The following is a 26,223-nucleotide window of genomic DNA, read 5'->3' on the forward strand; positions in this document are numbered from 1 at the left end:
ACGCGCCGGCGGCCTAGCGCCCCGGCGCACTGATCGTGCGGTCGCCCGGTAGCGGCGCGCCTTCGCGCAGGTGCGCCAGCATCGCGTCGAGTGCGGCGTAGGCCTGCGGCATCAGGGGCACGTAGCGGGCGGCCAGCGCTGGGTTGCCGAGGAAGGCGTCGAAGTGTTGTGCGCGTTCGATGCGCCAGTAGACGAGGCGCGCGCCTTGCTTTCGGGCGAACGCGGCGTAGGGCGCGCTCGTCTCCCACTCCGGTACGAGGCCGTCGTCGAGGCCGTGCAGCAGCAGGATCGGCAGGCCCTCGCGAGGCGGCAGGGCGCGCGTGGCGGCGATGGCGTCGCGCACGGCGGGATCGTCCGTCGCCAGTTCGCGCAGACCGAGCAGACCCTCCAGACGCCCGTTGTCGCCGGGTGGATCGAGCAGCACCACGCCATTGCCGGGCGGAATGCCGCTGCTGTCGCTCCACCACAGCGCGGCTTCGGCCGTCGAGGGCGGCACCGGCGCGCCCTGCGCGTCGCGCACGGCGTAGCGGTAGCCGAGCGGCATGGACTCGGCCGGCGTGCGCCGATAGGCCGAGGCGTAGCCTGACGCGACTGCGCGCCACAGATCGAACGCGACGCTCAAGCTGCCCGCGCGCATCGCCGCGTCGGTCCAGCCAGCCCTCTGCATCGCGGTCCACGCGTTCGTGGCCTGCGTGGCGACGTCATCGCCGTCGATTGCTCCGCGCGCGGCGAGCGCCGCGCAGCTTGCGGCGTAGGCGGGCGGAATCGCAGCGCCCGGCCGCAGCAGGGCATCGCCGTCGAAGTGCGGAGCGGCGAGCGCACAGGGCATCAGCAGCGCGGCGTGGGTCGCCACGTCGAACAGCGGGCGCGCGCCGTCGATGTGGATGTTGGGCGAGACGGCGACCACGCCATCGAGACGCGGTGCACCCTCGATGCCGCGTTCGCTGGCCGCTTCGTCACCGGCCGCGCGCAGCACTGCGCCTGCCCCGTTCGAGACGCCGGCGGCGATGACGATCAACGCATCTGGGTCGATGCCCGTTTCGCGAACCAGTACCTCGCGACCGAACGCGGCGGCCTGAAGCACGTGGCGGCCCCAGTCGGCTTCCGGGTGGTCGCCGGAATGGGCGTGCGGCACGTGCACCGCATCGTCGCCGCTTCCGATCGGAACGCGCCGCCAGTCGGTGCCCGCGCCCTTGTCGGTGTAGGCGACGGCGCAGCCTTTCGGCAGGCCCCAACCGCCGGCCAGCGCGATGGCGCCATAGACGCCGCGCGAGCCGGAGGAGGCGGTGACGACCAGGCAGGGGCTCTCGCGGTCGAAGGTGTCGGGCACCTGCAGCAGCAGGCGATGCGGATGGGTCGCGCCCGGGGCAGTCGCGCTGCCGTGGAACTCTCGGCCCGGCACCGGCCGGAGATCACCGTAGGCCGTGCCGAGGCCGCCGGTGGAGCTCACGTCGGCGATGCCTCGCCAATTGGTCCAGAACGCGCGGCGACGCAGTTCGGCGAAGGTCGGTGCGTCCGCGTCCGCCAGCGGGGGGATGGGGCCGCGCAGGCCGTCGATGCCGAGGCCAGCGGTGAGCAGGTCGTCCCCGTCGCGATGGGTGCTCGTGGTCGGCACCGCCACGCTGTTCGCGATAGCCGGCGCCTCGGCCTGCGCCGCGCCAACGCCCAGCAAGGCCAGCAGCGCGAGCGTCATCGGCTGGATCGCGGCGAGGGCGCGCGGACGGAGTGGCGAGGGCGAATCGGCGTTCATCGCGGCAGTCTGAGGTCCGGGGTCGGCGTGGCCATCGTACTTTCGTCCAAAGGCCGGCCGGCCGCGCGCGCGGCAAGCTGGCGCCATGACTGATCGATTCCTCGAAGGCCGCATCGCGCTCGTCACCGGCGCCACCTCCGGCATCGGCCTCGCCGTCGCTGAAGCCCTGGGCGCCGCCGGCGCGCACGTGCACATCAATGGCCTCGGCAGCAGCGGGCAGATCGCGGCTGCGCTCGCCGCGGTCCGCATGGCCGGTGCGCCGTCCGCTTCGCACCACGATGCCGACCTGCGCGACCCCGACGCCATCCGCGCGATGATGGCGGCCGTCGGCACCGTGGACGTGCTCGTCAACAACGCCGGCGTCCAGCACACCGCGTCGCTGGCCGAGATGCCCGACGAGCGCTGGGACGCGCTGATCGCCATCAACCTCAGCGCCTGCTTCCACACGATGAAGGCGGCGATGCCCGGCATGGCCGCACGCGGTTTCGGCCGCGTCATCAACATCGCCTCGGTGCACGGCCTGGTCGCGTCGGTGAACAAGGCGCCCTACGTCGCGGCGAAGCACGGCCTGATCGGGCTGACTAAAGTGGCCGCGCTGGAGATGGCAGCGCAGGGTTCGCGCGCTTCGGGCGGCGTCACCGCCAACTGCGTGTGCCCGGGCTGGGTGGAAACGCCGCTGATCGAGCCGCAGATCGCCGCGCGGTCGGTGGACGGTGACCGCGAGGCCGGCGTCCGCGCCCTGCTGGCGGAGAAGCAGCCCAGCCTGCGCATGACGCTGCCGGCGGAAATCGCCTCCCTGGTGCTGTGGCTCTGCCGCCGCGAAGCGCACAACCTCAACGGCGCGGCGCTCCCGGTGGATGGCGGGTGGACGGTGCAATGAGCGGCTAAGCTGCCGCCATGCACCATCTGCTGATCGTCGACGACCACCCGCTGTACCGGCTCGCCCTGCGGCAGACGCTGGCCGCCGGCCTGCCCGGGGCCCGCATCGACGAAGCGGGCGACCTCGCCGGGGCGCAGGGCCTGCTGGCCGAAGCCCCGGACACCGATCTCGTGCTGCTGGACCTCCAGTTGCCGGGTACGCACGGCCTGCTCGCCTTGGGTGAACTGCGTGCCGCGCATCCGGGCGTCGCGGTGGCGATCCTGTCCGGGCAGGACGATCCGGCCATCGTGCGCCGTGCGCTGGCCATGGGCGCCTGCGGTTACCTCACCAAGCACGCGGGCACCGAGGAACTGCATGCCGGCGTGCGTGCCCTCTTGGCCGGGGAGACCTGGATGCCGGCGGCCTTGCGCGAGCTGCTGGCGCGCACGCCGCGCGACGGCGAGTCGGAATCGCTGGCCGGGCGTCTCGCGACCCTCTCGCCGCAGCAGTTGAAGGTGCTGCAGCGCGTCGCCGAGGGGCGCCTCAACAAGCAGATCGCCGACGAACTCGGCATCCAGGAGCGCACGGTGAAGGCGCATCTCACCGTCGTCTTCGAGAAGCTTGGCGTGCGCAATCGCACGCAGGCGGGCGTGCTGCTCAGCGGGCTGGCCGGGGAATAGCGGCGACTCAGGCGCGGGCCAAAGCGGCCAGCAGGGATTTCAGGCGCAGGGGTTTCAGTGGCTTCGTCAGTGGCGTGGCGCCTGCGGCAAGCACGGCCTGGCGCACAGCTTCGCCGTGGTCCGCGCTGACAACGATCCCGATGCCGCGTGGATGGCGCAGCGACAGGGCCTGGTGCAAGGCATCGCCGGTCGCCCCGTCGTCCAAGTGGAAGTCCAGCACCCAGGCCTGTGGCGACAGCGCAGCGGCAGCGCGCAGGGCCTCCTCGGGCGTGGTGGCGGTGCGCACCGTCGCGCCCCAGCTTTCGAGCCACTGGCGGGTGGCCTCGAGCACGACGGTGTCGTTGTCGACCACGAGCACGCGAAGAGGCAGGTCCGCCGCGGCAGCGGCGGGAACCGGGGCCGTCGTCGCATGGGTGGATCGAGCGGCGACGCGTGCGACGGTGATCGAGAACACGCTGCCGCGCCCAGGCCGCGAGCGCAGCGCCAGCGGAGCATCGAGCAAGCGCGCGAGACGGTCGGCGATGGCGAGGCCGAGGCCAAGGCCCTGGCCGCCGCGCTGCAGGCGGCGGAACTCCTCGAACACGAGTCGCTGCTGCTCGGGTGCGATGCCAATGCCGCTGTCCCAGACTTCGATCGCCAGGGCGTTCTTGCCGCGTCGACGCACGCCGATCACGAGGCCGCCGCGTGGTGTGTAACGCACCGCGTTGGCGAGGAAGTTCTGCAGCACGCGGCGCAGCAGCTGCGGGTCGCTGCGCACCCAGGCCGCGGTCGGTACGCAGCGCAGCGAGAGGCCTTTCGCTTCCGCCATGACGCCCGCTTCCCGCGCCAATCCGTCGAGCAGCGGCTGCAGCGGCAGGTCGACCGGCTGCGCCGCGAGGCCGCCGGCATCGAGCCGCGAGATATCGAGCAGGCCGCCGAGCAGGTCTTCCGCCGACTCCAGCGCACCCGCGATCCGTGCGACCTGCGGTGCGACCCCCGCCTCGTCGCTTCGCCGCGCCAGCGCATCGGTGAACAGCCGCGCGGCGTGCAGCGGTTGCGTGAGGTCGTGGCTCACGGCGGCGAGGAAGCGCGTCTTGGCCTGGTTCGCGCGATCGGCTTCGGCCTTCGCCGCCACGAGTTCACGCGTGCGCTCCGCCACTCGGGCTTCCAGCGTTTCGGCATCGCGGCGCAGCGCATCTTCGCTGGCGCGGAACACCGTCACGTCGGTGAAGGTGGCGACGAAGCCGCCGCCGGGCATCGGTTCGCCACGGATCTCGATGACCGCGCCGCCGATGCGACGTTCGCTCAAGTAAGGCGTGCCGGCGCGCATGTGCGCGAGGCGTTGCTCGAGGCCGCGCGCGACGTCGATGTCGCCGGTGAGCCCGCGACGCAGGTTGTGCTCCACCAGCGCCGCGACGGGCAGCCCGACCTGCAGCAGGCCCTCGGGGTAGCCGAAGATCTCGCGATAGCGCCGGTTCCACACCACCAGACGCAGGTCGCGGTCGACGACGCTGATGCCCTGGCTCATGTGCTCGAGCGCCACCTCGAGCAGCTGCTGGTTGAAGCGCAGGCCTTGCGTGGCCTCGTCGACGAGTTCCGCCACCTGCTCCGGCGCCGGGCCGCTGGGCTGACGCAGCGCATCGAGCAGCAGGCGCGCGGAAGAGGCGCCCACGACGGCCGCGAGTTCGCGCTCCACGCGGGCCAACTGCGCCACGGGCAACAGACCGGTGGCGGGCGCATCGCGCAGCGCGGCGTCGAGGCGATCCGTGGCCAGGAAGCGCGAGGCCAGCCGCTTCACCGCCGCGACATCGAGCGGGCCGTCGCGACGGTCGTCGGCCGAGCCGCGCCAACTCGCCAGCAGCAGAGGCACGGCCGTGCCGACCAGCAGGCTGGCGGCCACGCCGCGGCTGAGCGGGCTCCAGTCGCCCAGACCGAACAGACCGGCCGGCGACAGCCACGCCCATCCGAAGGGCGCACTGTGCCGGTCGATGAGCGTGAAGCCCATCGGCTCGGCCACGCCGGGCAGCAGCACCCACGCCCAGACCAGGAAGCCCGCCACGAGACCGGCGATCACCGCCCAGGGCGGCGTCTGCGGCCGCCACAGGGCGAATCCGACGGCCGGTGCCAGCGTGCCGAGGCCCGAGAACGAGAGCGCGCCGAGGTCGGCGAGCGCGCCGTCGTCGCCCAGCACGCGGCTGTAGCCCCAGGCCAGCGCCAGCACCGCCGCGATAGCGAAGCGACGCTGGCGCAGTACCGCGCCGCGCAGGTCGCCGTCGCCGGCGCGCCAGCCGCCGCGCAGACGCAGCGGCGTGACCCAGTGGTTGCCGATCATCACGCTCAGCGTGAGTGTCGCGAGGATCAGCATGCCGGTCGCCGCGGACAGCCCGCCGAGGAACCCCAACAGGGCCATGCCGGGCGCACCGTCGGCCAATGGCAGGGCCAGCACGTAGAGATCGGCCGGCACGCCCATGGCGCCGAGCGTCGCTTCGCCCGCCATCGCCAGCGGCAGCACGGGAAGCGCGATCAGTACCAGGTACAGCGGGAACAGCCAGCGCGCGGTGCGCAGGTGGCCTTCGTCCCGCGCTTCGACGATGCCGACGTGGAACTGGTGCGGCAGCGTCAGCATCGCCAGCGCGCCGAGCAGCACTAGGGCGGGGAAGCCATCGGTGCCGCCTTCGACGACGGGCAGCGGCGTATCGGGCCAGCCGCCGGGCCGCATCAGAAGCCACAGTCCGAGGCCGAGCATCGCGGCGAGCTTCAGCAGCGATTCCGCCGCCATCGCCAGCACGAGGCCGCGGTTGTGCTCGACGGCCGAGGCACGGCGCGTGCCGAACAGCATGGCGAAGGCCCCGAGGGCGATCGCCACGTAGAGGGCGCTGTCCTGCTCCGGCGGCGCGGCGAGGTCGCTGCCGCGCGTCACGAGGCCATGGCTCATGGCTACGGCCTTCAGCTGCAGCGCGAGGTAGGGAACCATGCCGATCACCGCGATGGCGGTGACGGTCGCGGCCAGCGCGGAGCTGCGCCCGAGCCGTGTGGCGATGAAGTCGGCCAGCGAGGTGCTGTTGAGCTCGCGCGCGAGTCGGAAGAGCTTCAGCACCACCGGGAAGGCCAGTGCATACAGCAGCAGCGTACCGAGGAAGGTGGGCGTCAGCGCCCAGCCGGAATCACGCGCCTGCTGCACCGTGCCGAAAAAGGTCCAGCTCGTGCAGTACACCGCCAGCGAGAGCGAGAACACCACGCCCCAATGCTTCGACAGCGCCTGCGGATGGCGTTCGCCCCACACGGCCGTGCCGAACAGCAGGCCCAGCCACAGCACCGCGGCCAGCAGCACACCCCATTCGTTCAACATGCCGATGGGCCCCCGCGCCGCGAGGTGGCGTTCGTGTTCAGCGCGTGCCGGCGAGGCGGTCGAGCATGGCCGCGACGAAGCGGATCTGCCCGCCGGTCTTCAGGTCGTAGTCGGCACCGCCGTAGCCCCACCAGTCCCAGCATGCTTTCGGATTCAGCGGCATGTAGCTCGATTGCGTCTGAGGATAGACCACGACGACGCGATGCACGTCGGCCCAGCGGTTGAAGCCGGCTTCGCGCACGAAAGCCTCGCCCACGATTTCCTCGTTCTGCTGGCAGCCGTGGAACATCACCAGTACGCCGCAGGCCGCACCGGCGCAGGCCTTCGGTGTGTAGACGAAGCCAGTATCGGCCAAGCCCGCCGCGCCCTCTGGCGCCAACTCGCGCTGATCGAAGCGGGCCAACGTGCCGTCGCTGGCTGCAGCGGCGGCCTCGGGCGGTGAAGCTTCGACGCCGAACAACGCGGCCATCGTTTCTCCCGCCGCATCGATGCCGCAGTCGAGCAGCCAGGGAGAAGCGGGCTGCTCGCACGGGGCGCCGGCATCCAACGTCGGCCAGCCGTGGCCGAAGGCGCGCTGGTCGTCGAGCGTCACCGAGGCCGAATCGCCCGCGAGGGCGCGAAGCACGCCCGCGTTCGCCGTGGCGAGCGACGGCGCGACGATGGCATCGCGCGTGCCGTGCATCACCAGGATGCGATCACCGTCGAACGCCGACAGCGGATCGATCGCGCCCTGCGCGGCGCGCTGTTCGGCGTTGGCGACGAGCGTCGCCGTGTCGGGCAGGGCCGGCTGCGCTGTCATGCAGGGGCCCAGCGCGGTGTCCAGCTGGCCCTGCGCGCAGCCGTAAGGCCCGCCGGCCACGAGCGCCGCACCGTGCACGCGGGCGTTCAGCGCAACATGCACTTGCGTGGCCATGTAGGCCCCGGAAGACACGCCGGCCACGGTCACGCGCGAGGGATCGAGCGTGATCGCGGCCAGCGGCGGGGCCGGTTCGCCGCTGCAGCCCGCGAGGCTTCCGAGCATCACGGCGAAGGCCATCGCGAGCGGGCGGCGGTGGGTCATCGAGGCGCTCAGAAGTCGTAGCGGACCGACAGGCTGTACTGGCGCGGCGCGCCGTAGAAGCCGGTGTAGACGCCCAGGGCCTGCGCGAGGTTGTAGCCCGTCGTCAGGTATTCCTTGTCGGTCAGGTTGGTGCCTTGCAGGGACACCGACCACGGGCCGCCGCTCTGCCAGACGACGCCGGCCGTCACGAGGCCGTAGCCGTCCTGGCTGATCGGCGGGCGGCCGAACGGTGCCGCCGGCGGCACGTTGCTGCGGATGATCTCGGTCGTCGCGATCACCTCGCTCTGGTAGCTGTAGCCGACGCGTGCGGTGAGTTGGCCGGCGTCACCCACGGCCGTGCGCCACTCGAGGTTGATCGCACCGGAGAACTCCGGGGCGTTCGTGAATTGCTGCTCGTTGGCGATGTCGACGCCGGCGAACAGGAACTCGTCGTACTCGGCGTCCAGCCAGGCGAGGTTGCCGCTCACCGTGAAGGCATCGCTCAGCAGCCACTGGTACTCGGCTTCGAGGCCCTGCACCGTGCCCTTGCCGGCGTTGGTGAAGTCGCCGAAGAAGCCGCCTGCCGGGTTCGCGGTGAACACCGAGAGCTGGATGTCCTCGTACTTGTTGTGGAAGGCGGCGAGGTTCAGGAACAGGCGCTGGTCGAGCAGGCCCATCTTGGCGCCGACCTCGAAGCTGTCCACCACCTCGTCGTCGAAGGGCAGGGCGGAGCGCGGCACGAGCGTGGCCTGCGCGCGGATGTTGTAGCCGCCGGACTTGAAGCCGCGCGACGCGAGGCCGTACAGCATGACGTTGTCGCTCAGGTCGAAGTTCAGCGCGATCTTCGGCGAGGTGTTCTTGAAGTTGATGGTGCGGTCGAAGTTCGCGGCGGCCGGGTCGTCGGTGAGCACGGCCGGCGTGCAGTCGCGCAAGGTGGTGAACGTGGCGCTGGTGTAGCAGCGGTTCAGCACTTTGGCGCGCTTGTCTTCATCCGTGTAGCGCGCGCCGAGGTCCAGCGACAGCCGCTCGCTGAGGTCGAAGGTCCAGTCGGCGTAAAGGGCGACGCTCTCGGTGAACACCGTGCCCTGCGTGTCGCCGAAGCTGAGGTTGAAGAAGTTGTTGAGCACCTGGCCGCCGGCTTCGCCATCGAAGGCGTAGAGGCCGATGACGCCGCGCGAGCGGCCACCGCCGTCCCAGTTCGCCTGCAGCTCGTGGCTCACCTGCTCGTCGGCATAGAGGGCCCTCACGTCGGCGATCTGGGCGGGCGTGGTGTCGAAGTCGATGTTGGTCTCGGTGTCGCTCTGGCGCTTGGCGAGCACGTACTTCAGCGTGAGGTCTTCGGTGGCGCGCCAGTTCAACGTCGCCGACGCGCCCTCGAGGGTCGTGTCGTTAATGTTCGGCATGCCGTTGCGGACGTCGTAGCGGTCGGCGAGCGGCGGGAAGGCCCCCAGCGCCGGGAAGAACACGCCGTTGAAGCGGTTCGCTTCGAGCATCTGGGCGCCGCGCACGCCGCTCTGGTCGTCCACCATGTCGAAGGCGAACTGGATGTCGAGGTTGTCGTTGACGAAGGCGCCGAGCTGGCCGCGCACCGCGAACACGTCCTTGTCGCTGACGTCGGCACCGGTGACGCGGTTCTCGCCGAATCCGTCACGGTCGAGCTTGGCGACCGCGAGGCGGGCGCGAAGGCCACCGTTCGCGGCGATCGGCCCGCCGATGGCGGCCTTGACGTCGAGCTGGCCGTAGTTGCCGACGGTGACCGAGGCGCTGCCGTCGAACTCGGTGGGCAGGCCGCGCGAGATGTACTTGATGGCGCCACCGATGGTGTTCTTGCCGTACAGCGTGCCCTGCGGGCCGCGCAGCACTTCGATGCGCTCGACGTCGAACACATCCAGCAGAGCGCCCTGGGGACGGGCGATATAGACGTCATCGAGGTAGAGGCCGACGCCCGGGTCGACGCCCCAGAGCGGGTCCGCCTGGCCGACGCCGCGGATGAACGTCGTCAGCGTCGAGCTGGAACCGCGGGCCGCGTAGATCGTGAGATTCGGCACCTGCGCGTCGAGGTCGGCGATGTCGCGCGTGCCCAGGCGGTCCAGCGCGTCCGCCGTGAAGGCCGTCACCGCGATCGGCACCTCCTGCAGCGTTTCCTCGCGCTTGCGCGCGGTGACGGTGACGGCATCGAGCGTCTTCGCTTGCGACGCGTCTTCGGCCGGAGCCGACTGCGCGAAGACGGCCGGCGCGGCAAGACTGCTCGCGACGAGGGCGGCATGGATGGCGGTGCTGAGTGCGCTGCGGAACATCGGTGTACCCCTAAAGGTGTGGAGCGCGCCCCCCGGCGCGGTTGCCGAGCAGACTAGGCCCGGGCCCCGGGGCGGGCACCTGTACGTTCGTCCAATCACGCGCCCCGGAGGCCGCCGCGCATGCTGCCGCCGTCCCGTCCGGAGCCTTCCCGATGCTGAGCGCCCTCGGCCTCGCCCTCGCCCTCGCCCTGCTGATCGCGCTCACCATGCGGGGCTGGAACCTGTTCGTCGCCACGCCGTTGTGCGCGCTGATCGTTGCGCTGACCTCTGGTATCGCCCTGCTGCCGCCGCTCGCCCTCGAAGGCGCGCCGAACCTGGTCGGTGCCTACATGGGCGGCTTCACCGGTTTCGTGACCAACTGGTTCTTCATGTTCCTGCTCGGCTCCATCTTCGGAAAGCTGATGGAGGACAGCGGTGCCGCCGACGCGATCGCGACCGCGGTGATGCGCCACCTCGGCCCTTCGCACGCGGCGCTGGCCGTCGTGCTGGCCTGCGCCATCCTCACCTACGGCGGCGTGAGCCTCTTCGTCGTCGCCTTCTCGGTGTACCCGGCGGCGCTCGCCCTGTTCCGTGCCGCCGACCTGCCGCGCCGCTTCATCCCTGCGGCGCTCGCCTTCGGATCGGTCACGTTCACCATGACCTCGGCGGGTTCGCCCGAGATCCAGAACTGGATCCCGATCCCCTACCTCGGCACCACGCCGTGGGCGGCCTGGGAGGCCAGCCTCGTCACGGCGCTGTTCATGGCGGTGGTCGGCCAGCTTTGGCTGGGCTGGATGCTGAAGCGTGCGAAGGCCCGCGGCGAAGGCTTCGTGGCGCGCGACGGCGATCCCGGAGAACTGCGCGCCGACCTCCCGCCGCTCTGGGCCGCCTTGCTGCCCACGCTGGTGGTGCTCGGCGTGTCCTTCGCACTGCACGATGCGTTCGGCGTGTCCGCACTGATCGTCGCGCTGCTCTCGGGCTGCGCCGCGGTGGGCCTGCTTTGCCTGCGCACGCTGCGGGACCCCGCCAAGGCCATCGGCGAGGGCAGCACGGGGGCGCTCATCGCCATCGGCAATACCGCCGCGGTGGTTGGCTTCGGCGCCGTGGCCAAAGTGTCGCCAGCCTTCGCCGTGGCCGTCGACGCGATCACCCACATGCCCGGTTCCGACGTGGCCACCGCGGCCGTCGCAGTCAGCCTCATCGCGGCGATGACCGGCTCGGCGTCCGGCGGGCAGGCCATCGCCCTGCCGATCCTCGCGCCGATCTTCCTCGCCCAAGGCGTGAATCCGGACCAGTTGCACCGCTCGGTGGCAATCAGCTCGGGTGTGCTGGATTCGCTGCCGCACAACGGCTACGTCGTCACGACCATCCGCGCCATCTGCGGTGAAACCCACAAGGACGCCTACCTGCCGGTGGGCGCCCTGACGGTCATCGTGCCGGGCCTCGGCCTGCTGCTCTGCCTCGGGCTGTTTGCGCTGGGGCTGTGACGGGTTTGCGTTGCGAGGGTCGGCCTGTGGGCGACGCTCTCCCGCCCCATCACCATGAATGTGATCGACCCGGCGGCCCGCTCGAATGCGACGTCCATGTCGCTCGAGCGGCGGCTCATCCCTGAGCCGCCCTTCGGGCCATCGCCTGGCCATCGCGCTGGGGCTCCTTATTCGCGTCGCCCGCAGGCCGACCCTCGAATGCCGACCGTCGCGGCCGAACAAAAGCTCGCAAGCTTGCGCCGGTGTCGCGGCCCCAACTCAGCTAGTGCGGCGTGTGCGATAGATTCCAGGCGAGGCTGCGCCGCGCCCACGGGACGGGAGGCCAGCGATAAGCGAGCCATGGATGGCGAGCGCGCGGCTCGGGGCAGGACAGCCCCGAGTCCGCGAAGAGCGGCCTACCGTCACGCGTGGCAGGCGCACTCATTATCTGATCCCGCCGCTGTCAGCGCCCCGCCGGATACAGCCGCGAACGCTCGCCCTTTGGCGCGAGGTAGCGGTCGCGCAGCAGCGTCTGCCGCGACTGCATCGGCACCGGGCGGCCGCCCACGAACACCTGCGTGGCCGTCGTCGTCACTTCGAGCGGATCGCCGTTCCACAGCACGAGGTCGGCGGCCTTGCCCACTTCGATGCTGCCGATCTTCGCGTCGATGCCGAAGGCCTTGGCCGGCGAACTCGTGAGGCCCGCGAGCGCGGCCTCCCAGGGCAGGCCATTGGCGGCGGCCACGCCGGCCAGTTGGCGGATCTTTCGGGCGTTGTGCGTGGCATCACCGGCCTGCGAGAAGGCGACGGTCACGCCCGCCGCGTGCAGCTTGGCGGCGTTGTCGAGGCGCGCACCGAGCTGGTCGAAGCTGCCCGGCAGGTTGACGAGCGCGTCGAGCAGCACCGGCACCTTCTCCGCGGCGAGTTCGTTGGCCACGATCCACGCTTCGGCGCCACCGTTGATGACCGGCTGGAAGCCGTAGCGCTGGCCCAGCGCGATCACCTGGCGGATGTCGGCAGCGCGGTCGACGGTGAACACCACGCGGCCGCCGCGCAGGTAGCGGCTCATCGCGTCGCGGCCCGCAGGCGTGAGCAGGCCGTGGCCCGGCGAGACCATCATCATCGGCGACGCCGGCGGCTTGGCCTCGCGGATCGCCTGGTCGAGCAGCATGTACTGGCCCGCGCGGCTGCCGCCGGACATCGCCACCGCGCCACTGGAGAGGTCGACGAACAGCGAGCGGCTGCCGTCGACGAGGGCGTCGAAGCCGCCGTCGAAACGCACCGCGCCGCCCTGGCCGGCGACGAAGCTGCCTTCCTCGAGCGCGCCGGGGGCGAGCACGGTGAAGGTGAGGCCCTCGATGCGGTTGACGCCGATGACCTGCGAGCGCGGGTTGTACGCCGGCAGCACGTCGAACTCGGGACGCCAGCGCGTTTCGCCGGGGTGCACATGCGGCGTCGCGGCGCCGAGGTTCTGGTGCACCGTGCTGGATTCCGCGCTGATCTCCTCGAGGCCGAGCGCGGTGAGGCCGGCGAACAGGCCCGGCGTCAGCGGCTGGCCCTTGGCGTCGATGCGCGTGGCGCCGGCGGGCGCGGTGAGCTCGGCGCCGACGGCGCTGATGACGCCATTGGTGATGACGACATCGCCGTTGGCCAGCGTGCCGGCGGCACCGGCGGTGTGGACCTTGGCGTTGTCGATGAAGACGACGGACTGCGCGGAGGCGAAGCCGGCGAGGGCCAGCGCGACGGCGCCGGCGAGGACGGAGAGGGCGCGCATCAGAGGGGCTCCTGGCCGAGCGTGAAGTCGGAGACCGGCTGCAGCGCCGGGTCGTTGTGGTCGAACATCAGCGCGCCGTCGATCCAGACCTTCTCGGCCTTGGCGTAGACGCTGAAGGGGTTCTGGTTCCACAGCACCACGTCGCCCATCTTGCCGCGCTCGAGCGTGCCGACCTGCTCCTGGATGCCGAGCGTCTGCGCGGCGTTCTGGGTGATCCAGCGCACCGCGTGTTCGGGCGCGACGTCGATGCCGGCGCGACGGCCGACGCCGATGACCTTGCCGGCCTCCTGGTTCAGGCGCTGGATGCCTTCGGCGGAATCCGAATGCACCACGGCGCAGCCCTTGCCCTCGTTCGCGCGGTCGACGATCAGGATGTTCTCCTGCACGGCGTCATAGGCCTCGGCCTTGAAGCCCCACCAGTCGGCCCAGAGCGCGCCGCAGGTGCCGGCCTCGGCGAGGCGATCGGCGATCTTGTAGGCCTCGACGCCGTGGTGGAACGCCGCCACCTTGAAATCGAACTCCTCGGCGAGGTCGAGCATGATCGCCATCTCGTCGGCGCGGTAGCAGTGGATCTGCACCTGGATCTCGCCGTTCATGGCCGCGGCCAGCGTCTCGAGGCGCAGGTCCTGCTTCGGCGGCTCCTCGCCGTCGAGCTTCCCGAGGTACTCGCGGGCATCGATGAAGGCGTTGCGGTAGCCGGCCACGTTGCCCATGCGGGTCATCGGCGCGGCGCCCTGGCCCCCGTAGAAGCGCTTCGGGTTCTCGCCGCAGGCCATCTTCAGGCTCCACGGCGCGCCGGGGAACTTCATCTGCTGGTAGGTCTCGCCGGGCACGTTCTTCAGCACCACGCCGCGGCCGCCGATCAGGTTGCCGCTGCCCGGCAGGATCAGCATCGAGGTCACGCCGCCGGCGAGCGCCGTGCCGAAGCCCGGGTCCTGCGGCCACACGGCGTGCTCGGCCCACACCTGCGAGGTGACGGGGTTGGTCATTTCGTTGCCGTCGCTGTGGGCGTCCAGACCCGGCGAGGCGTACACGCCGAGGTGCGAGTGCACGTCGATCAGGCCCGGCGTGATCCACTTGCCGGTGCCATCGACCACCGCCGCATCGCGCGGCGCGTCGAGGCCCTGGCCCACGCGGGCGACCTTGCCGTCGCGCAGCAGCACGTCCGCATTCTCCAGCCGGGTGCCGTCCCCCACCAGCACGGTGGCGTTGCGGATCAGGGTGTCCGGCGCGGCGACGCGTTCATAGGTGCTGGGGTACGGATCGTCCTTCAGCACGGTGACCCGGGCGTCGGCGGTGGCACCAAGGCCGAGCGCGAGGGCGGCGGCGAGGGCAGTGGTTCGGAGATCAAGCGGTCGCATCGCGGGCTCCAGCAAGGGAAGCCGACACCCTAGCCCGGCCCCAAGGCCCATCAACTAGGCCGAAGGTCATGGTTACCGGCGCGGGTGAGGGCGGCCCGCGTGGCAAAATCCCCCGGCGAACGAGAAGAGAAGGACACCCATGAAGGACAAGAACGAGATCGTCTCCAATTGGCTGCCGCGCTACACCGGCGTGCCCTTGGAGGAATTCGGCCCCCACGTGCTGCTGACCAACTTCGGCGGCTACCTCGACGTGTTCTCGCGCCTGACCGGCGCTGAGGTCGTCGGCCGCGACCGCCCGATGCCGAGCGCGACGTTCGACGGCATCACGATGATCAACTTCGGCATGGGCAGCGCCAATGCCGCGACGGTGATGGACCTGCTGAGCGCGATCTCGCCCAAGGCCGTGCTGTTCCTCGGCAAGTGCGGCGGCCTGAAGCGCAAGAACCAGCTCGGCGACCTCGTGTTGCCGATCGCCGCGATCCGCGGCGAGGGCACCAGCAACGACTATCTGCCGCCGGAAGTGCCGGCCCTGCCGGCGTTCGCGCTGCAGCGCGCGGTGTCGACGATGATCCGCGACCTCGAGCACGACTACTGGACGGGCACGGTCTACACGACCAACCGCCGCGTCTGGGAGCACGACGAGGCCTTCAAGGAATACCTTCGCAAGCTGCGCTGCATGGCCATCGACATGGAGACGGCCACGGTGTTCGCCGCCGGCTTCGCCAACAGCATTCCCTCGGGCGCGCTGCTGCTGGTCTCGGACCAGCCGATGATCCCCGAAGGCGTGAAGACGGAAGCGTCTGACAAGGTGGTCAGCGCGAACTTCGTCGAGCGCCACATCCAGATCGGCATCGAGGCGCTGAAGCTGGTGCGCCGCCACGGGAAGTCGGTGAAGCACCTGCGCTTCGACTGAAGCGCGGCGGGCGGGGCGGCCCTGCCGCCCCGTCGTTTACCAGATGAAGCGGACGTTCAAGACTTCGGCGCTGGTGTTGTCGGCGCCCATGCGCACCGTGCACTCGAGGGTCTGCACCGTCTGGCTGGCGAGACCGGCGTCCACGGTGACCTGCGAGGCGAGCAGGAAACTGCCGCGGCCGTCGTCCTTCATCGTTTCTGCCAGCATCTCCAGATCCAGCGTGTAGGGCTTGGCGCCCAGTTGGGTGCGCACCTGCGCGTCGCAGGCCTGCGCCGCCACATCCGCCGGGGTGGCTTCGCCACCACAACCGACCAGCAAGCCGAGGGCCGCCGTCGGGACCATCCAAAACGTTCCACGGTTCATCGCCATCTCCGTGCCACCGCGCCGGGGTTTTTCCCGGCTTTTCGGGGCGTCACCCCGTTGTTTAGCGTAAAAACTCTACACGCGCCATGAACGGAAGGGTGGAACGCGCCCGGGGCGCCCTTCGTTGACGTGGATTGACCATGAACCGGGCGCCTTGCGCCCGGCGGGCCGTTCGCCTCAGTAGCGGGGGACCGAGCCGTCGACGTCGGTCGACCAGGCGTCGATGCCGCCTTCCACGTTGTAGATCTGCGTGAAGCCGAGGCCGCGGAAATGCTCGGCGGCCTGCCGGCTGCTGTTGCCGTGGTGGCACAGGAAGGCGAGCTTGGTGTCCTTCGGCAGCGCGGCGAGGTCGTCGTGCGTGGTCTCGTCGAGCACCGCGTGCGACGCCGGGAATGCGGCCAGGGCGCGGGCCTGGGGCGGGCGCACGTCGATGACGGTGAACTCGGCGAGCCGCGCGGCAAGGTCTTTCACCGACAGCGGGCGCACTTGGGCCGGAGCGTTCGGATTGGTGATCGACAAGCCCGCGCCGCGGACGCCGTTGTCGACCCACTCGATCGCGATGCCGTTGGCGCGCGGCGCGCTGGCGAGGTCGAAGTGCACCGTGATGCCGTTCGCAGTGGCGCTGATTTCCTGCCCGGTGGCCGGCTTCAGCTCGAAGCGGCTGTTGAACTTGGCGTCGACCGCCATGTGCAGGGCGAGGCCTTCGCCCTGGTCGGCCATGGCCTTGCGGATCTGCGCGGCGGCCTCGTCGGAGATCGTGATCGACGGCGGCGTGCGGTCCGGCGTGGCGCCGCCCAGCAGGGCGTGCAGCTCACCCGAATTCATCATCTGCTCGATGATGTCCGAACCACCAATCAGCTCGCCCTTCACGTAGAGCTGCGGGATGGTCGGCCACTGGCCGTAGACCTTGATGCCCTCGCGGATCTCCGGGTCCTGCAGCACGTCGACGTGGGCGTACTCGGCGACGATGCCGCCCACGATGCTCGAGGCCTTCATCGAGAACCCGCACTGCGGACGCTGCGGGCTGCCCTTCATGAACAGCACCACCTCATGCGAGGTGAGGATGGATTCGATGCGGGCGCGGGTGTCGGCGGAGAGGCTCATGGCGGGCGGGAGGTCGAAACGGGAAGGGCGGCATTGTACGCCGCCCCTCCGTCACGCCGCCGTGCGGATGGCGATGCCCTTGAACTGCCGCAGCATCGCCGCCGCCGCGTCGCGACCATCGCGCACGGCCGTCACCACCAAGTCGGCGCCGCGCAGCGCGTCGCCGCCGGCCCAAAGCTTGGGCACCGAGGTCTGGTACGGGGAGGCGCCGCCTCCGACGATCAGGCCGCCGTCGGCGAGGCGCACGCCGTGTTCGGCCAGCCAAGACGGCGGGCTGGCGCGGTAGCCGAAGGCAAGGATCACCACGTCCGCGGCGAGTGTTTCCGATTCGCCCTCGACGATCGAGAAGGCCCCGCGGCCCGCGGCTTCCGTGCGGGCGACGCGCAGGGCCTGCACGCGGCCCTCGCCTTCGATGGCCAGCGGGGCGCGGTGGAACAGGAATTCGACGCCCTCGTCGCGGGCGTTCTTCACCTCGCGGCGCGAGCCCGGCATCGATTCGGCGTCGCGGCGGTAGACGCAGCTGACCTCCGCCGCGCCGAGGCGACGCGCGGTGCGCACGCAATCCATGGCCGTGTCGCCGCCACCGAGCACGCGCACGCGCTTGCCTTTGAGATCGAGCATCGCGGCATCGTCGGCATCGAGCGTGCGGCCGAGCACGCGGCGGGCGTTGGCGATCAGGAAGGGCAGGGCCGGCAGCACGCCGGGCAGCGATTGCCCGGGCAGGCGCGCATCCACGGGCGTGGTGGCGCCGGTGCCGACGAACACCGCGTCGTGCTCGGCCATGAGCCGGCCGAACTCGATGTCGCGGCCCACGTCGGTGGCGAGCTGGAAGCGCACGCCCATGCCTTCGAGCACCTGCCGGCGCGTGGCGATCACGGATTTTTCGAGCTTGAACGGCGGGATGCCAAAGGTGAGCAGGCCGCCGATCTCGTCGTGGCGGTCGAACACCGTCACCGACACGCCGGCGCGCACCAGCCGGTCGGCGCAAGCGAGACCGGCCGGGCCGGCACCGACGACGGCCACGCGCTCCTTGCGCGGCTTCACCCGCGACAGGTCGGGGCGCCAGCCCTGCTTGAAGGCCTCGTCGACGAGGTACTTCTCGATGCTTCCGATGGTGACGGCGTCGAAGCCGGTCTCCAGCGTGCAGGCGCCTTCGCAGAGGCGGTCCTGCGGGCAGACGCGGCCGCAGATCTCGGGCAGCGGGTTGGTTTCGTGCGCGAGCGTGGCGGCTTCGAACAGCCGGCCCTGCCGCACCAGTTCCAGCCACTGCGGGATGGCGTTGCCCACCGGGCAGCCGTTGCTGCAGTACGGGTTGCCGCAGTCGAGGCAGCGCCCGGCCTGGGCCTTGGCTTCCGCCGGTTCGAACTTGCCGTAGATCTCGACGTCGAGGCCCAGCCGCGTGGCGACGGCCAGTTCCTTCGGCATCTGCCGGGGCAGGTCGAGGAAGTCGAATTGCGCGCGTGGCATCAGGCGGCCCTCTTCAATGCGGCGACCAGCGAATCGAGGCTCGCGGCCTTCGGCTTCACCAGCCAGAACTTGCCGATCACCTCGCGGAAATCCTCGAGCAGCTCGCGCGCCTGGGCGCTGCCGGCCAGCTGCGCGTGGGTGCGCAGCAGGTTCCGCAGGTGCTGCAGGTGGTTTTCCATCGACTCGGCTTCGAGGCGGTGGATGTCGACGAGCTCGTGGTTGTAGCGGTCGACGAAGCCGCGGTCGATGTCGAGCACGTAGGCGAAACCGCCGGTCATGCCGGCGCCGAAGTTCAGACCGGTGCGGCCGAGCACGAGCACCTGGCCGCCGGTCATGTACTCGCAGCCGTGGTCGCCGATGCCCTCGATCACCGTGGTGGCGCCGGAGTTGCGCACGCCGAAACGCTCGCCGCCGCGGCCCACGGCGTAAAGCTCGCCGCCGGTAGCGCCATACAGCGCGGCGTTCCCAAGAATGGTCGCGTGCTGCGCGGTGTAGCGATGCCCCGCGGGCGGTGCGATGACGATGCGGCCGCCGGCCATGCCCTTGCCGACGCCGTCATTGGCTTCGCCGTGCAGGTGCAGGTGCACGCCCTTCGCATTGAACGCGCCGAAGCTCTGGCCCGCGCTGCCGTGGCAGTGCAGTTCCAGCGTGCCGGGCGGTGCGGCGTCGCCGAAGGTCTTGGCCAGCGCACCGGCAAGGCCGGCGCCGAGGCTGCGGTCCTGCGTGTCGATGCGCACCTCGCGACGAACGCTGCGGCCCGCTTTGAGCTCCGGGAAGGCTTCGTCGAGCAGCTGTTGTGCGAGCGGGCTGGGCGGTGCGGCAATCGGCGGGGCGGCGCGGTGCGAGGCCGGGCCCGGCAGCAATGCACTCGCCTTCAAGCGCGAGAGGTCGAGCAGCTGCTGGCGATGCGGCACGTCTTCGCGTTCGACCAGCAGGTCGGCGCGGCCGATCAATTCCTCCAGCGAGCGGGCGCCGAGCGCGGCGAGATGCTGGCGCACGTCTTCGACCAGATACGTGAAGTAGGCGATGACGCGCTCGGGCAGGCCCTTGAAGTGCTGCGCGCGCAGTCGCGGCTCCTGCGTGGCGACGCCGGTGGCGCAGGTGTTGAGGTGGCAGATGCGCAGGTACTTGCAGCCCAACGCCATCATCGGAACGGTGCCGAAGCCGAAGCTGTCGGCGCCCATCAGCGTGGCCTTGATGACGTCGAGGCCGGTCTTCAGGCCGCCGTCGGTCTGCAGGCGCACGCGTTCGCGCAGGCCGTTGCGCCGCAGCGTCTCCTGAGCTTCCGCGAGGCCCAGCTCCCAGGGCGAGCCGGCGTAGCGGATCGAGCTGATCGGGCTCGCGCCGGTGCCGCCGTCATGGCCGGAAATGGTGATGAAGTCCGCCTGCGCTTTCGCCACGCCGGCCGCGATCGTGCCGACGCCCGCGTGCGCGACCAGCTTCACCGAGATCAGCGCCTCGGGGTTGATCTGCTTGAGGTCGTAGATCAGCTGGGCGAGGTCTTCGATGGAGTAGATGTCGTGGTGCGGCGGCGGCGAGATCAGGCCGATGCCGGGCTTGGCATGGCGCAGCCGCGCGATCAGCGCGTCGACCTTGTGGCCGGGCAGCTGGCCGCCTTCGCCGGGCTTCGCGCCCTGCGCCACCTTGATCTGCAGCACCTCGGCATTGACCAGATAGTGAGGAGTCACACCAAAACGTCCCGACGCCACCTGCTTGATCTTGCTGCGGCGTTCGGTGCCGTAGCGCGCGGCGTCTTCGCCACCTTCGCCGGAATTGCTGCGGCAGCCGAGGCGGTTCATCGCCGTGGCCAGCGCTTCGTGGGCCTCGGGCGACAGCGCGCCGAGGCTCATGCCGGCCGAATCGAAGCGCGAGAGGATCGCGCTCGCCGGCTCGACCTCATCGAGCGGCACGGCGGGGCCCAGCGGCTTCAAGGCGAACAGGTCGCGCAGCGCCGAGGGCGGGCGATCGTCCACGGCGCGGCGGAAGGCGTCCCAATCTTCGGGCGCCTCGCTCATCACCGCGCGCTGGAGGGCGATGACCACGTCCGGGTTGGCCATGTGGTACTCGCCACCAGGGCGGTACTGCATCAGGCCGCCGATCTCCAGCGGCGCGGCGTCGTCCGCGGCCAGCTCGGCGAATTCCGCCGAGTCGGCGTCGAGTTCGGCGAAGCCGGCGCCACCGATGCGGCTCGGCGTACCGGGGAAGCACAGCGCGACCACCTCAGGCGCGAGCCCAACGATCTCGAACAGGCGCGCCCCGCGGTAGCTCGACAGGCAGCTCACGCCCATCTTCGACAGGATCTTCAGCAGGCCCTTCTTCACGCCGCGGCGGAAGCGACGGCCCGGTTCCTTGGCATCGCCCGGCAGGGTGAGCTGGCCGTGGCGCTGCATCGCGTGCAGGGTCTGATAGGCGAGGTAGGGGTAGACGAAGGTCGCGCCCACGCCAACGAGGCAGGCCACGTGGTGCGCGTCGCGCACCGTGCCGGTCTCGATGATCAGGTTGCAGGCGCAGCGCAGGCCGGCGTCGACGAGGCCGTGGTGCACGGCGCCGGTGGCGAGCAGGGCGTGGATGGCGCGCGCACCGTCCGGCGGGTAGCGGTCGGAGAGCAGCAGCACCACCGCGCCGTTCTGGACAGCCGTGATGGCTTCGTCGCGCACGCGGCGGATCGCCGCCTCCATGCCCTCGCCCTCGCGGCAGTACAGGTGCAGCAGCGCGTGCTTCTCGGCGTAGTCGGGCAGGGCCAGCAGCTCGCGGAGCTTGCGCTGCGACAGCAGGGGCGAATTCAGCTGCACCTGCCGCGCGTGTTCGGGCTTGGCCTCGAACACGTTCTTCTCCGCGCCGATCTGCGTGACCAGCGACATCACCACCGTCTCGCGCAGCGGATCGATCGGCGGGTTGGTGACCTGCGCGAAGGCCTGGCGGAAGCTGTCGTACAGCGAACGCAAGCGCTGCGACATCGCCGGCAGCGGCGTGTCGTCGCCCATCGAGCCCACGGCTTCGCCCTCGGTCTCGGCCAGCACCTTCAGGATGCCATCGCGCTCTTCGCGCGTGAGCCCGAAGCGGCGCTGGAAGCGCGCCAGCACCAGGTCGTCGAAGGGTTCGGCGGCGAGCGCCGGGTCGATCAGGTCGGAGACGAGGTAGCTGACGCCGTCCTTGAGCCAGCGCTTGAACGGGTGCCGCCCCGCGTTGATGCGGTCGATGGCGCCGCTGTCGAGCACGCGGCCCGATTCGAGTTCGACGGCGATCATCTCGCCCGGCCCCAGGCGGCCCTTGGCGATGATCTGGTCCTCGGCGATGCGGAAGGCGCCGGCTTCGGAAGCGATCACCAGCGCGTCGTCGGTGCGCGCCCACCGCGCCGGGCGCAGGCCGTTGCGGTCGAGCAGGCAGCCGGCATAGCGGCCGTCGTTGAACGAGACCGCAGCCGGGCCGTCCCACGGCTCGGTGTGCAGCGCGTAGTACTCGTAGAAGGCGGCAAGGTCGGGGTCGAGCGTGGAGAGCGTGTGCGCCGCCGGCGGGATCAGGATGCGCAGCGCGGCCAGCGCGTCGAAGCCGCCGGCCAACATCACCTCGAGCATGTCGTCGAGGCTCTGCGAATCCGAGCCGTGCTCGCCCACCAGCGGGCCCAGCGTGGCGAAGTCGAGGCCCTCGGCCTTCCAGAGCGCGCGGCGCGCCCGCGCCCAGCCGCGATTGCCGGAGATGGTGTTGATCTCGCCGTTGTGCGCGAGGTGGCGGAAGGGCTGGGCCAGCGGCCAGCGCGGCGAGGTGTTGGTGGAGAAGCGCTGGTGGACGATGACGCAGGTGCTCGCCAGCGCCGGGTGCATCAGGTCCGGGAACAGCTGCGGCAGGCGCTCCGGGATCACCATGGCCTTGAAGCCGAAGCTGTCGGCCGACAGCGTGACGATGTAGCCGGCGTCGTCGTGGCCGAGCGCCAGCGCGGCGCGACGGCGAGCGACGAACAGCGCGCGCCGGAACTCGGCGTCGGTGAGCGTGGCGGCGGGCGCCACGAAGAGCTGCTCGATGTGCGGCCGGCGTGCGTCGGCGATCGGCCCACAGGCGTCGAGGTTCAAGGGTACGCGGCGCCAGCCGGCGACGATCAAGCCGCTCTCGCGCGCGGCATCGGAAATCTTCTGCCGCGAGGCCTGCGCCTGCGTCACGTCGCGCGGCAGGAACACGAGCCCGGAAGCGAACTGCGGCGGAAGCGCCACGCCGATGTCCGCGGCGCAGGCCGCGAGCCAGGCGGAGGGGCGCTGCAGCAGCACGCCGGCACCATCGCCCGACGCGCCGTCCGCAGCAATCGCGCCGCGGTGCGACATGCGCTTCAGCGCATCGAGGGCGAGATCGACATGGCGGCGTTTCGGCACCCCATCCAGCGACGCGATCAGGCCGAAGCCGCAGGCGTCATGTTCGAAGGACGGGTCGTGGAGCCCGCGAACCGTGTCGGTTCGCTGGTCTGGCTCCTGTGTCGAAGTCACGCACTCGCGCATGCTGTCTGCTCCCCTCGCAGTCGTCGCGTCGATGGTTGGTCCCCGACTTCACCACGCGGGTTTAGAGCCGGGACTTCAATCGAACACTGAATAGCCGAACGCTAGCAACGGCGAGGCATGCAGGGGTTTGCGTGCATTCGTATTCACCTCGCGACTGCGCAGGATGGTTGCGATCGCAACCGATCCGCGCGCGCCTCGATGAGGGATGGACGGCCCGCGTCAGCGTGTGAGCGCGGAGGCTGCGGCATCCACCGCGGCCTCGGCCCACAGCGCGTACAGCGCTGCCGAGGGGTGCAGGCCGTCGTCGGCCAGCATCACCAGCTCGGCACCGCGCTCGCGGCTCACCGGCGCGGTGTCGATGAAGCGCGCACCGCGGGCTTCGGTCATGCGTTGCGCCGCGAGGTTGAAGGCGTCGAGCTGCGTGGCGATCTGCGCGCGGTCGCGGCCGGACTGGATGGCGAAGGGCGTGACGCCCCAATCGGGGATGGCGAGCACGATCACCCGCCCCGCCTCGCCGCCGGTGAACTCGATAGCGCGCTCGAGCAGGGCGGCGAACTGCACCTCGTATTCAGCGAGCGGCCGTCCGCGGTACTGGTTGTTCACGCCGATAAGCAGCGAGACCAGTGCGTGGTCGGTCGGGATCGGATTGGCGGCATGGGCGGCGTCGATGCCGGCGTCCAGCTCGTCGGTGGTCCAGCCGGTGGTGGCGATGATCCGCGGCGCGTCCAGCGCAATGCCGCGCGCGCGCAGAAGCGCCGCGAGCTGCACCGGCCAGCGCCCGGACTCGGGCACGCCTTCGCCGATGGTGTAGCTGTCGCCGAGGGCGAGGAAGCCGCGACGCATGGCCTCAGGCGCTCTGCCGCGCGCCGCCGCGGTCGGCGTACTGCGACAGCGAGCGTTCGATGCGGCGGAACACCTCGCTGATCTCCTCGGCCTGCGGCAGCAGGGTCACGCGGAAGTGGTCACGGTAGGGCACGTTGAAGCTGCTGCCCGGCACGATGAGCACGTGCTCGGTTTCGAGCAGGTCGAGCGCGAAGCGGTAGTCGTCGAATTCCGGTAGGCGCGCGGTGTCGATCTTCGGGAAGGCGTACAGCGCGCCTTGCGGCGCCACCACCGACAGGAAGGCGCTTTTGGCGACCGCATCCAGCACGGCCTGGCGCGAGGCGTGCAAACGCCCGCCCGGCGCAGTGAGTTCGGTGATGGTGTCGCCGCCCTTCAGCGCCGCTTCGATGGCGAACTGGCCCGGCACGTTGGCGCAGAGGCGCAGCGCGCCGAGCAGATCGAGCGCGTGGTGGTAGTCGCCGGTGCGCAGCGGGTCGCCGGAGAGAACGGCCCAGCCCACGCGCCAGCCGCAGGCGCGGTGCACCTTCGACAGGCCGCTGAAGGTGAGGCAGGGCACGTCGCCGGCCAGAGGGGCCAGCGGCTGGAAGGTGTTGTCGTCGTAGAGGATGCCGTCGTAGATCTCGTCGGCCATCAGCAGCAGGCGGTACTTCGCCGCGATCGCGACGAGCTTCTCCAGCAACGGCTTCGGGTAGCTCGCGCCGGTCGGGTTGTTCGGGTTGATCAGCACCAGCGCGCGCGTCTTCGGCCCGATCATCCGCTCGATTTCTTCCGGATCGGGCAGGAAGCCGTTCTCGGCGCGGCAGCTGTAGTAGCGCGGGATGCCGTCGTTGAGGATGGTCGCGGCGCTCCACAGCGGGTAGTCCGGGCTGGGCAGCAGCACCTCGTCGCCGAGGTTCAGCAGGGCGCGCAGGGCGATGTCGATCAGCTCCGAGACGCCGTTGCCGACGAAGATGCGCTCCGGCGACACGTGCGGCGTGCCGCGGGCCTTGTAGTGCGCGGCCAGCGCTTCGCGGGCCTGCGGCAGGCCCTGCTGGTGCGTGTACGGGTCGGTGTCGTGGATGTGGTCGGCGATGGCGCGCTGCAGGTGCTCGGGCGCGCGGAAGCCGAAGGCGCCCGGGTTGCCGATGTTCAGCTTGATGAGCTTGTGGCCGTGGCCTTCGAGCTCGCGGGCGCGGCGGGCGAGGTCGCCGCGGATCTCGTAACGGACTTCGCGGAGGCGTTCGCGGGTTTGCAGGGTGTTCGACAGCATGGGGCGGGGTAGGGAGGACCGAAACCCCGAGGGTAGCGCAAGGCCTAGGAGCGCAGGCTCGGGCGGCGGGCCGTTGCCCGCGTTTCGCCTGAACAGGCTCCCCGGTGCGCCGGGGGGCGTCAGTTCCGGGCGGCGCCGCCGCCGCGCAGCGCCAGCGCCGCCGCGCAGCGCCAGCGCCGCCAGCACTGCGAAACCCACTTCTCACACCAGCGCGTAGGTGAAGAAGGGCACCCAGGCGCCGTCGATGGCCACGCCGAGCAGGCGCCCGGGGGGCGATGATGCCGATGGCGGCCAAGGGGCCGATGGGGTCGACGAGGAACCACAGGCCGAAGCCGAGGAAGCCGAGGCCGGCGAGGGCGAGGGCAGCGATGCGGAAGGCGTTTATGGCGCGAGGCTCGTACGGAAGCCGCTGAAAGGCGTGGCAAAATCGGGCGCCCCCCGCATGGAAGCTCACGGTGCCCAACAGAGCCCTGTCCGCGTTTTCGCTGGTCCTCGCTGCCGTTCTCGCCGGTGTCCGCAAGACGAACATGAGAGGACACAGTTTTCTTGCATTCCTCTCGGCCGCCCTCGCGATCACCGCGGGGGCTGGCTGTCGGTCCTCAAGTGCGCAGAATTCGAGAGTTAGCCCTTCGGTCGGAGTTGAAGCGGCGACGCAAAGATCAAGTGCGGACTTTGTTGTTCGCTTGGATCGGCAAATCTGGGTCGCTGAACCCTTCGGGACGGATGACGTCGCGACGACTAGATTCGGAGTCCCGGATGCCGAGCCATTTTGCGGAACGAGGTTCAGGCGGTTGTCGCCAATCAATGGGTTGTTCATGGCGCGCCATTGCGACCAATACATCACATTCCTGCCATTACTCCCAGCGGACACGCCAGAAGAAGTGCTGCGCTTTGTTGCCGAGCATGAGGCGTTTCACAATCTCGTCCAGTTTCGATTCGGCAAGATGAGGATCGATTCGGTCGATGCTTATTCTGAAGAATTGTTACCCGGCTATGCCCCGCTCGATGGCTTGTTGAGGCACTGGCTATCGGATTCGGATGAACTCGGCTGCGAAAGCTACACGGCTGGAGTGAAGGGCCTCCCGGATACGTCACTGAAACTGGCTCGTAGGCTCTTGCAAACTGAAGCGCCAGCCGAGTACTACGCGGCCAGGAAGCTTGACATTCCCGTTGGATCAGCAAGGTATCGACAGATCAGATCCGTAATTCGCGAAAAGCTGTTCGAGTCGCGACTCGAACAGCTTTTCGCGAATTACGGATCTGATCT

At 70.3% G+C, this 26,223-nt stretch carries 16 protein-coding genes and 1 pseudogene; 5 read left to right on the forward strand and 12 right to left on the reverse strand.

Translation table 11 applies throughout. The annotated features are described in order from the left end of the window. Positions 1-13: 13 nt before the first annotated feature. On the reverse strand, positions 14-1,750 hold the full coding sequence (locus tag ACIQ6S_RS07560; protein WP_397607823.1) for a 3-hydroxybutyrate oligomer hydrolase family protein: 1,737 nt from the start codon (positions 1,748-1,750) through the stop codon (positions 14-16). Between the two features lie 85 nt (positions 1,751-1,835). Here ACIQ6S_RS07560 and ACIQ6S_RS07565 point away from each other — a divergent pair, with 85 nt between their 5' ends. Both ACIQ6S_RS07565 and ACIQ6S_RS07570 read left to right on the forward strand, forming a co-directional pair. Continuing rightward, entirely contained in the window at positions 1,836-2,630 is a 795-nt protein-coding gene (locus ACIQ6S_RS07565) for a 3-hydroxybutyrate dehydrogenase (RefSeq protein ID WP_397607824.1), read from the forward strand. A gap of 17 nt (positions 2,631-2,647) precedes the next feature. Beyond that, on the forward strand, positions 2,648-3,289 hold the full coding sequence (locus ACIQ6S_RS07570; RefSeq protein ID WP_397607825.1) for a response regulator: 642 nt from the start codon (positions 2,648-2,650) through the stop codon (positions 3,287-3,289). Positions 3,290-3,296: 7 nt separating this feature from the next. Here ACIQ6S_RS07570 and ACIQ6S_RS07575 read toward each other — a convergent pair whose 3' ends face one another. From ACIQ6S_RS07575 to ACIQ6S_RS07585, 3 genes are read right to left on the reverse strand one after another with little or no spacing between them, the layout of a single operon-like run. After that, entirely contained in the window at positions 3,297-6,617 is a 3,321-nt protein-coding gene (locus ACIQ6S_RS07575) for a PAS-domain containing protein (RefSeq protein ID WP_397607826.1), read from the reverse strand. Positions 6,618-6,654: 37 nt separating this feature from the next. Continuing rightward, the gene (locus tag ACIQ6S_RS07580) at positions 6,655-7,677 is read right to left on the reverse strand and encodes a hypothetical protein (RefSeq protein ID WP_397607827.1); all 1,023 of its coding nucleotides are present in this window, start codon (positions 7,675-7,677) and stop codon (positions 6,655-6,657) included. 8 nt (positions 7,678-7,685) lie between these two features. Further along, the gene (locus ACIQ6S_RS07585; RefSeq protein WP_397607828.1) at positions 7,686-9,953 is read right to left on the reverse strand and encodes a TonB-dependent receptor; all 2,268 of its coding nucleotides are present in this window, start codon (positions 9,951-9,953) and stop codon (positions 7,686-7,688) included. Positions 9,954-10,105: 152 nt separating this feature from the next. On the opposite strand from ACIQ6S_RS07585, the gene ACIQ6S_RS07590 reads away from it, so the two are divergent. Further along, on the forward strand, positions 10,106-11,419 hold the full coding sequence (locus tag ACIQ6S_RS07590) for a GntP family permease (protein ID WP_397607829.1): 1,314 nt from the start codon (positions 10,106-10,108) through the stop codon (positions 11,417-11,419). A 442-nt stretch (positions 11,420-11,861) separates the two neighbouring features. Here ACIQ6S_RS07590 and ACIQ6S_RS07595 read toward each other — a convergent pair whose 3' ends face one another. Further along, a complete protein-coding gene (locus ACIQ6S_RS07595; RefSeq protein ID WP_397607830.1) occupies positions 11,862-13,172 on the reverse strand; it encodes an amidohydrolase family protein in 1,311 nt (436 codons plus the stop codon). Further along, positions 13,172-14,437: pseudogene (locus ACIQ6S_RS07600) on the reverse strand (amidohydrolase); the annotation flags it as partial. The gene ACIQ6S_RS07595 and the pseudogene ACIQ6S_RS07600, both read right to left, overlap by 1 nt. A gap of 235 nt (positions 14,438-14,672) precedes the next feature. Between ACIQ6S_RS07600 and ACIQ6S_RS07605 the strand changes: the two are divergent. Next, a complete protein-coding gene (locus ACIQ6S_RS07605) occupies positions 14,673-15,446 on the forward strand; it encodes an AMP nucleosidase (protein WP_297865791.1) in 774 nt (257 codons plus the stop codon). A 36-nt stretch (positions 15,447-15,482) separates the two neighbouring features. Here the strand turns inward: ACIQ6S_RS07605 and ACIQ6S_RS07610 are convergent, their stop codons facing one another. The 6 genes from ACIQ6S_RS07610 to ACIQ6S_RS07635 form a co-directional block, all read right to left on the reverse strand. Continuing rightward, a complete protein-coding gene (locus ACIQ6S_RS07610; RefSeq protein WP_397607831.1) occupies positions 15,483-15,809 on the reverse strand; it encodes a hypothetical protein in 327 nt (108 codons plus the stop codon). A gap of 177 nt (positions 15,810-15,986) precedes the next feature. Beyond that, entirely contained in the window at positions 15,987-16,913 is a 927-nt protein-coding gene (gene grxD / locus ACIQ6S_RS07615; RefSeq protein WP_397607832.1) for a Grx4 family monothiol glutaredoxin, read from the reverse strand. Between the two features lie 51 nt (positions 16,914-16,964). Continuing rightward, a complete protein-coding gene (locus tag ACIQ6S_RS07620) occupies positions 16,965-18,380 on the reverse strand; it encodes an FAD-dependent oxidoreductase (protein ID WP_397607833.1) in 1,416 nt (471 codons plus the stop codon). Continuing rightward, positions 18,380-22,852: a glutamate synthase large subunit gene (gltB, locus tag ACIQ6S_RS07625; RefSeq protein WP_397607834.1), complete on the reverse strand. Its 4,473-nt coding sequence runs from the start codon at positions 22,850-22,852 to the stop codon at positions 18,380-18,382. Before gltB ends, ACIQ6S_RS07620 begins: the two co-directional genes overlap by 1 nt. A 231-nt stretch (positions 22,853-23,083) precedes the next feature. Further along, entirely contained in the window at positions 23,084-23,707 is a 624-nt protein-coding gene (locus ACIQ6S_RS07630) for an SGNH/GDSL hydrolase family protein (protein ID WP_397607835.1), read from the reverse strand. Positions 23,708-23,711: 4 nt separating this feature from the next. Next, positions 23,712-24,956 carry an aminotransferase class I/II-fold pyridoxal phosphate-dependent enzyme gene (locus tag ACIQ6S_RS07635; RefSeq protein WP_297876628.1) on the reverse strand — a complete coding sequence of 415 codons (1,245 nt, stop codon included), beginning with the start codon at positions 24,954-24,956 and terminating at the stop codon, positions 23,712-23,714. A gap of 455 nt (positions 24,957-25,411) precedes the next feature. Here ACIQ6S_RS07635 and ACIQ6S_RS07640 point away from each other — a divergent pair. Then, the coding region (locus tag ACIQ6S_RS07640; RefSeq protein WP_397607836.1) for a hypothetical protein at positions 25,412-26,223 on the forward strand (812 nt) is incomplete at its 3' end.

Origin of the sequence: Silanimonas sp., from assembly GCF_044377035.1 — a bacterium.
Classification (GTDB): domain Bacteria; phylum Pseudomonadota; class Gammaproteobacteria; order Xanthomonadales; family Xanthomonadaceae; genus Silanimonas.

Coding starts and splice junctions, on each gene's coding strand:
- ACIQ6S_RS07560 (WP_397607823.1), bottom strand. CDS start 1,750: ATGAACGCCGATTCGCCCTCGCCACTCCGTCCGCGCGCCCTCGCCGCG.
- ACIQ6S_RS07565 (WP_397607824.1), top strand. CDS start 1,836: ATGACTGATCGATTCCTCGAAGGCCGCATCGCGCTCGTCACCGGCGCC.
- ACIQ6S_RS07570 (WP_397607825.1), top strand. CDS start 2,648: ATGCACCATCTGCTGATCGTCGACGACCACCCGCTGTACCGGCTCGCC.
- ACIQ6S_RS07575 (WP_397607826.1), bottom strand. CDS start 6,617: ATGTTGAACGAATGGGGTGTGCTGCTGGCCGCGGTGCTGTGGCTGGGC.
- ACIQ6S_RS07580 (WP_397607827.1), bottom strand. CDS start 7,677: ATGACCCACCGCCGCCCGCTCGCGATGGCCTTCGCCGTGATGCTCGGA.
- ACIQ6S_RS07585 (WP_397607828.1), bottom strand. CDS start 9,953: ATGTTCCGCAGCGCACTCAGCACCGCCATCCATGCCGCCCTCGTCGCG.
- ACIQ6S_RS07590 (WP_397607829.1), top strand. CDS start 10,106: ATGCTGAGCGCCCTCGGCCTCGCCCTCGCCCTCGCCCTGCTGATCGCG.
- ACIQ6S_RS07595 (WP_397607830.1), bottom strand. CDS start 13,172: ATGCGCGCCCTCTCCGTCCTCGCCGGCGCCGTCGCGCTGGCCCTCGCC.
- ACIQ6S_RS07605 (WP_297865791.1), top strand. CDS start 14,673: ATGAAGGACAAGAACGAGATCGTCTCCAATTGGCTGCCGCGCTACACC.
- ACIQ6S_RS07610 (WP_397607831.1), bottom strand. CDS start 15,809: ATGAACCGTGGAACGTTTTGGATGGTCCCGACGGCGGCCCTCGGCTTG.
- grxD (WP_397607832.1), bottom strand. CDS start 16,913: ATGAGCCTCTCCGCCGACACCCGCGCCCGCATCGAATCCATCCTCACC.
- ACIQ6S_RS07620 (WP_397607833.1), bottom strand. CDS start 18,380: ATGCCACGCGCGCAATTCGACTTCCTCGACCTGCCCCGGCAGATGCCG.
- ACIQ6S_RS07630 (WP_397607835.1), bottom strand. CDS start 23,707: ATGCGTCGCGGCTTCCTCGCCCTCGGCGACAGCTACACCATCGGCGAA.
- ACIQ6S_RS07635 (WP_297876628.1), bottom strand. CDS start 24,956: ATGCTGTCGAACACCCTGCAAACCCGCGAACGCCTCCGCGAAGTCCGT.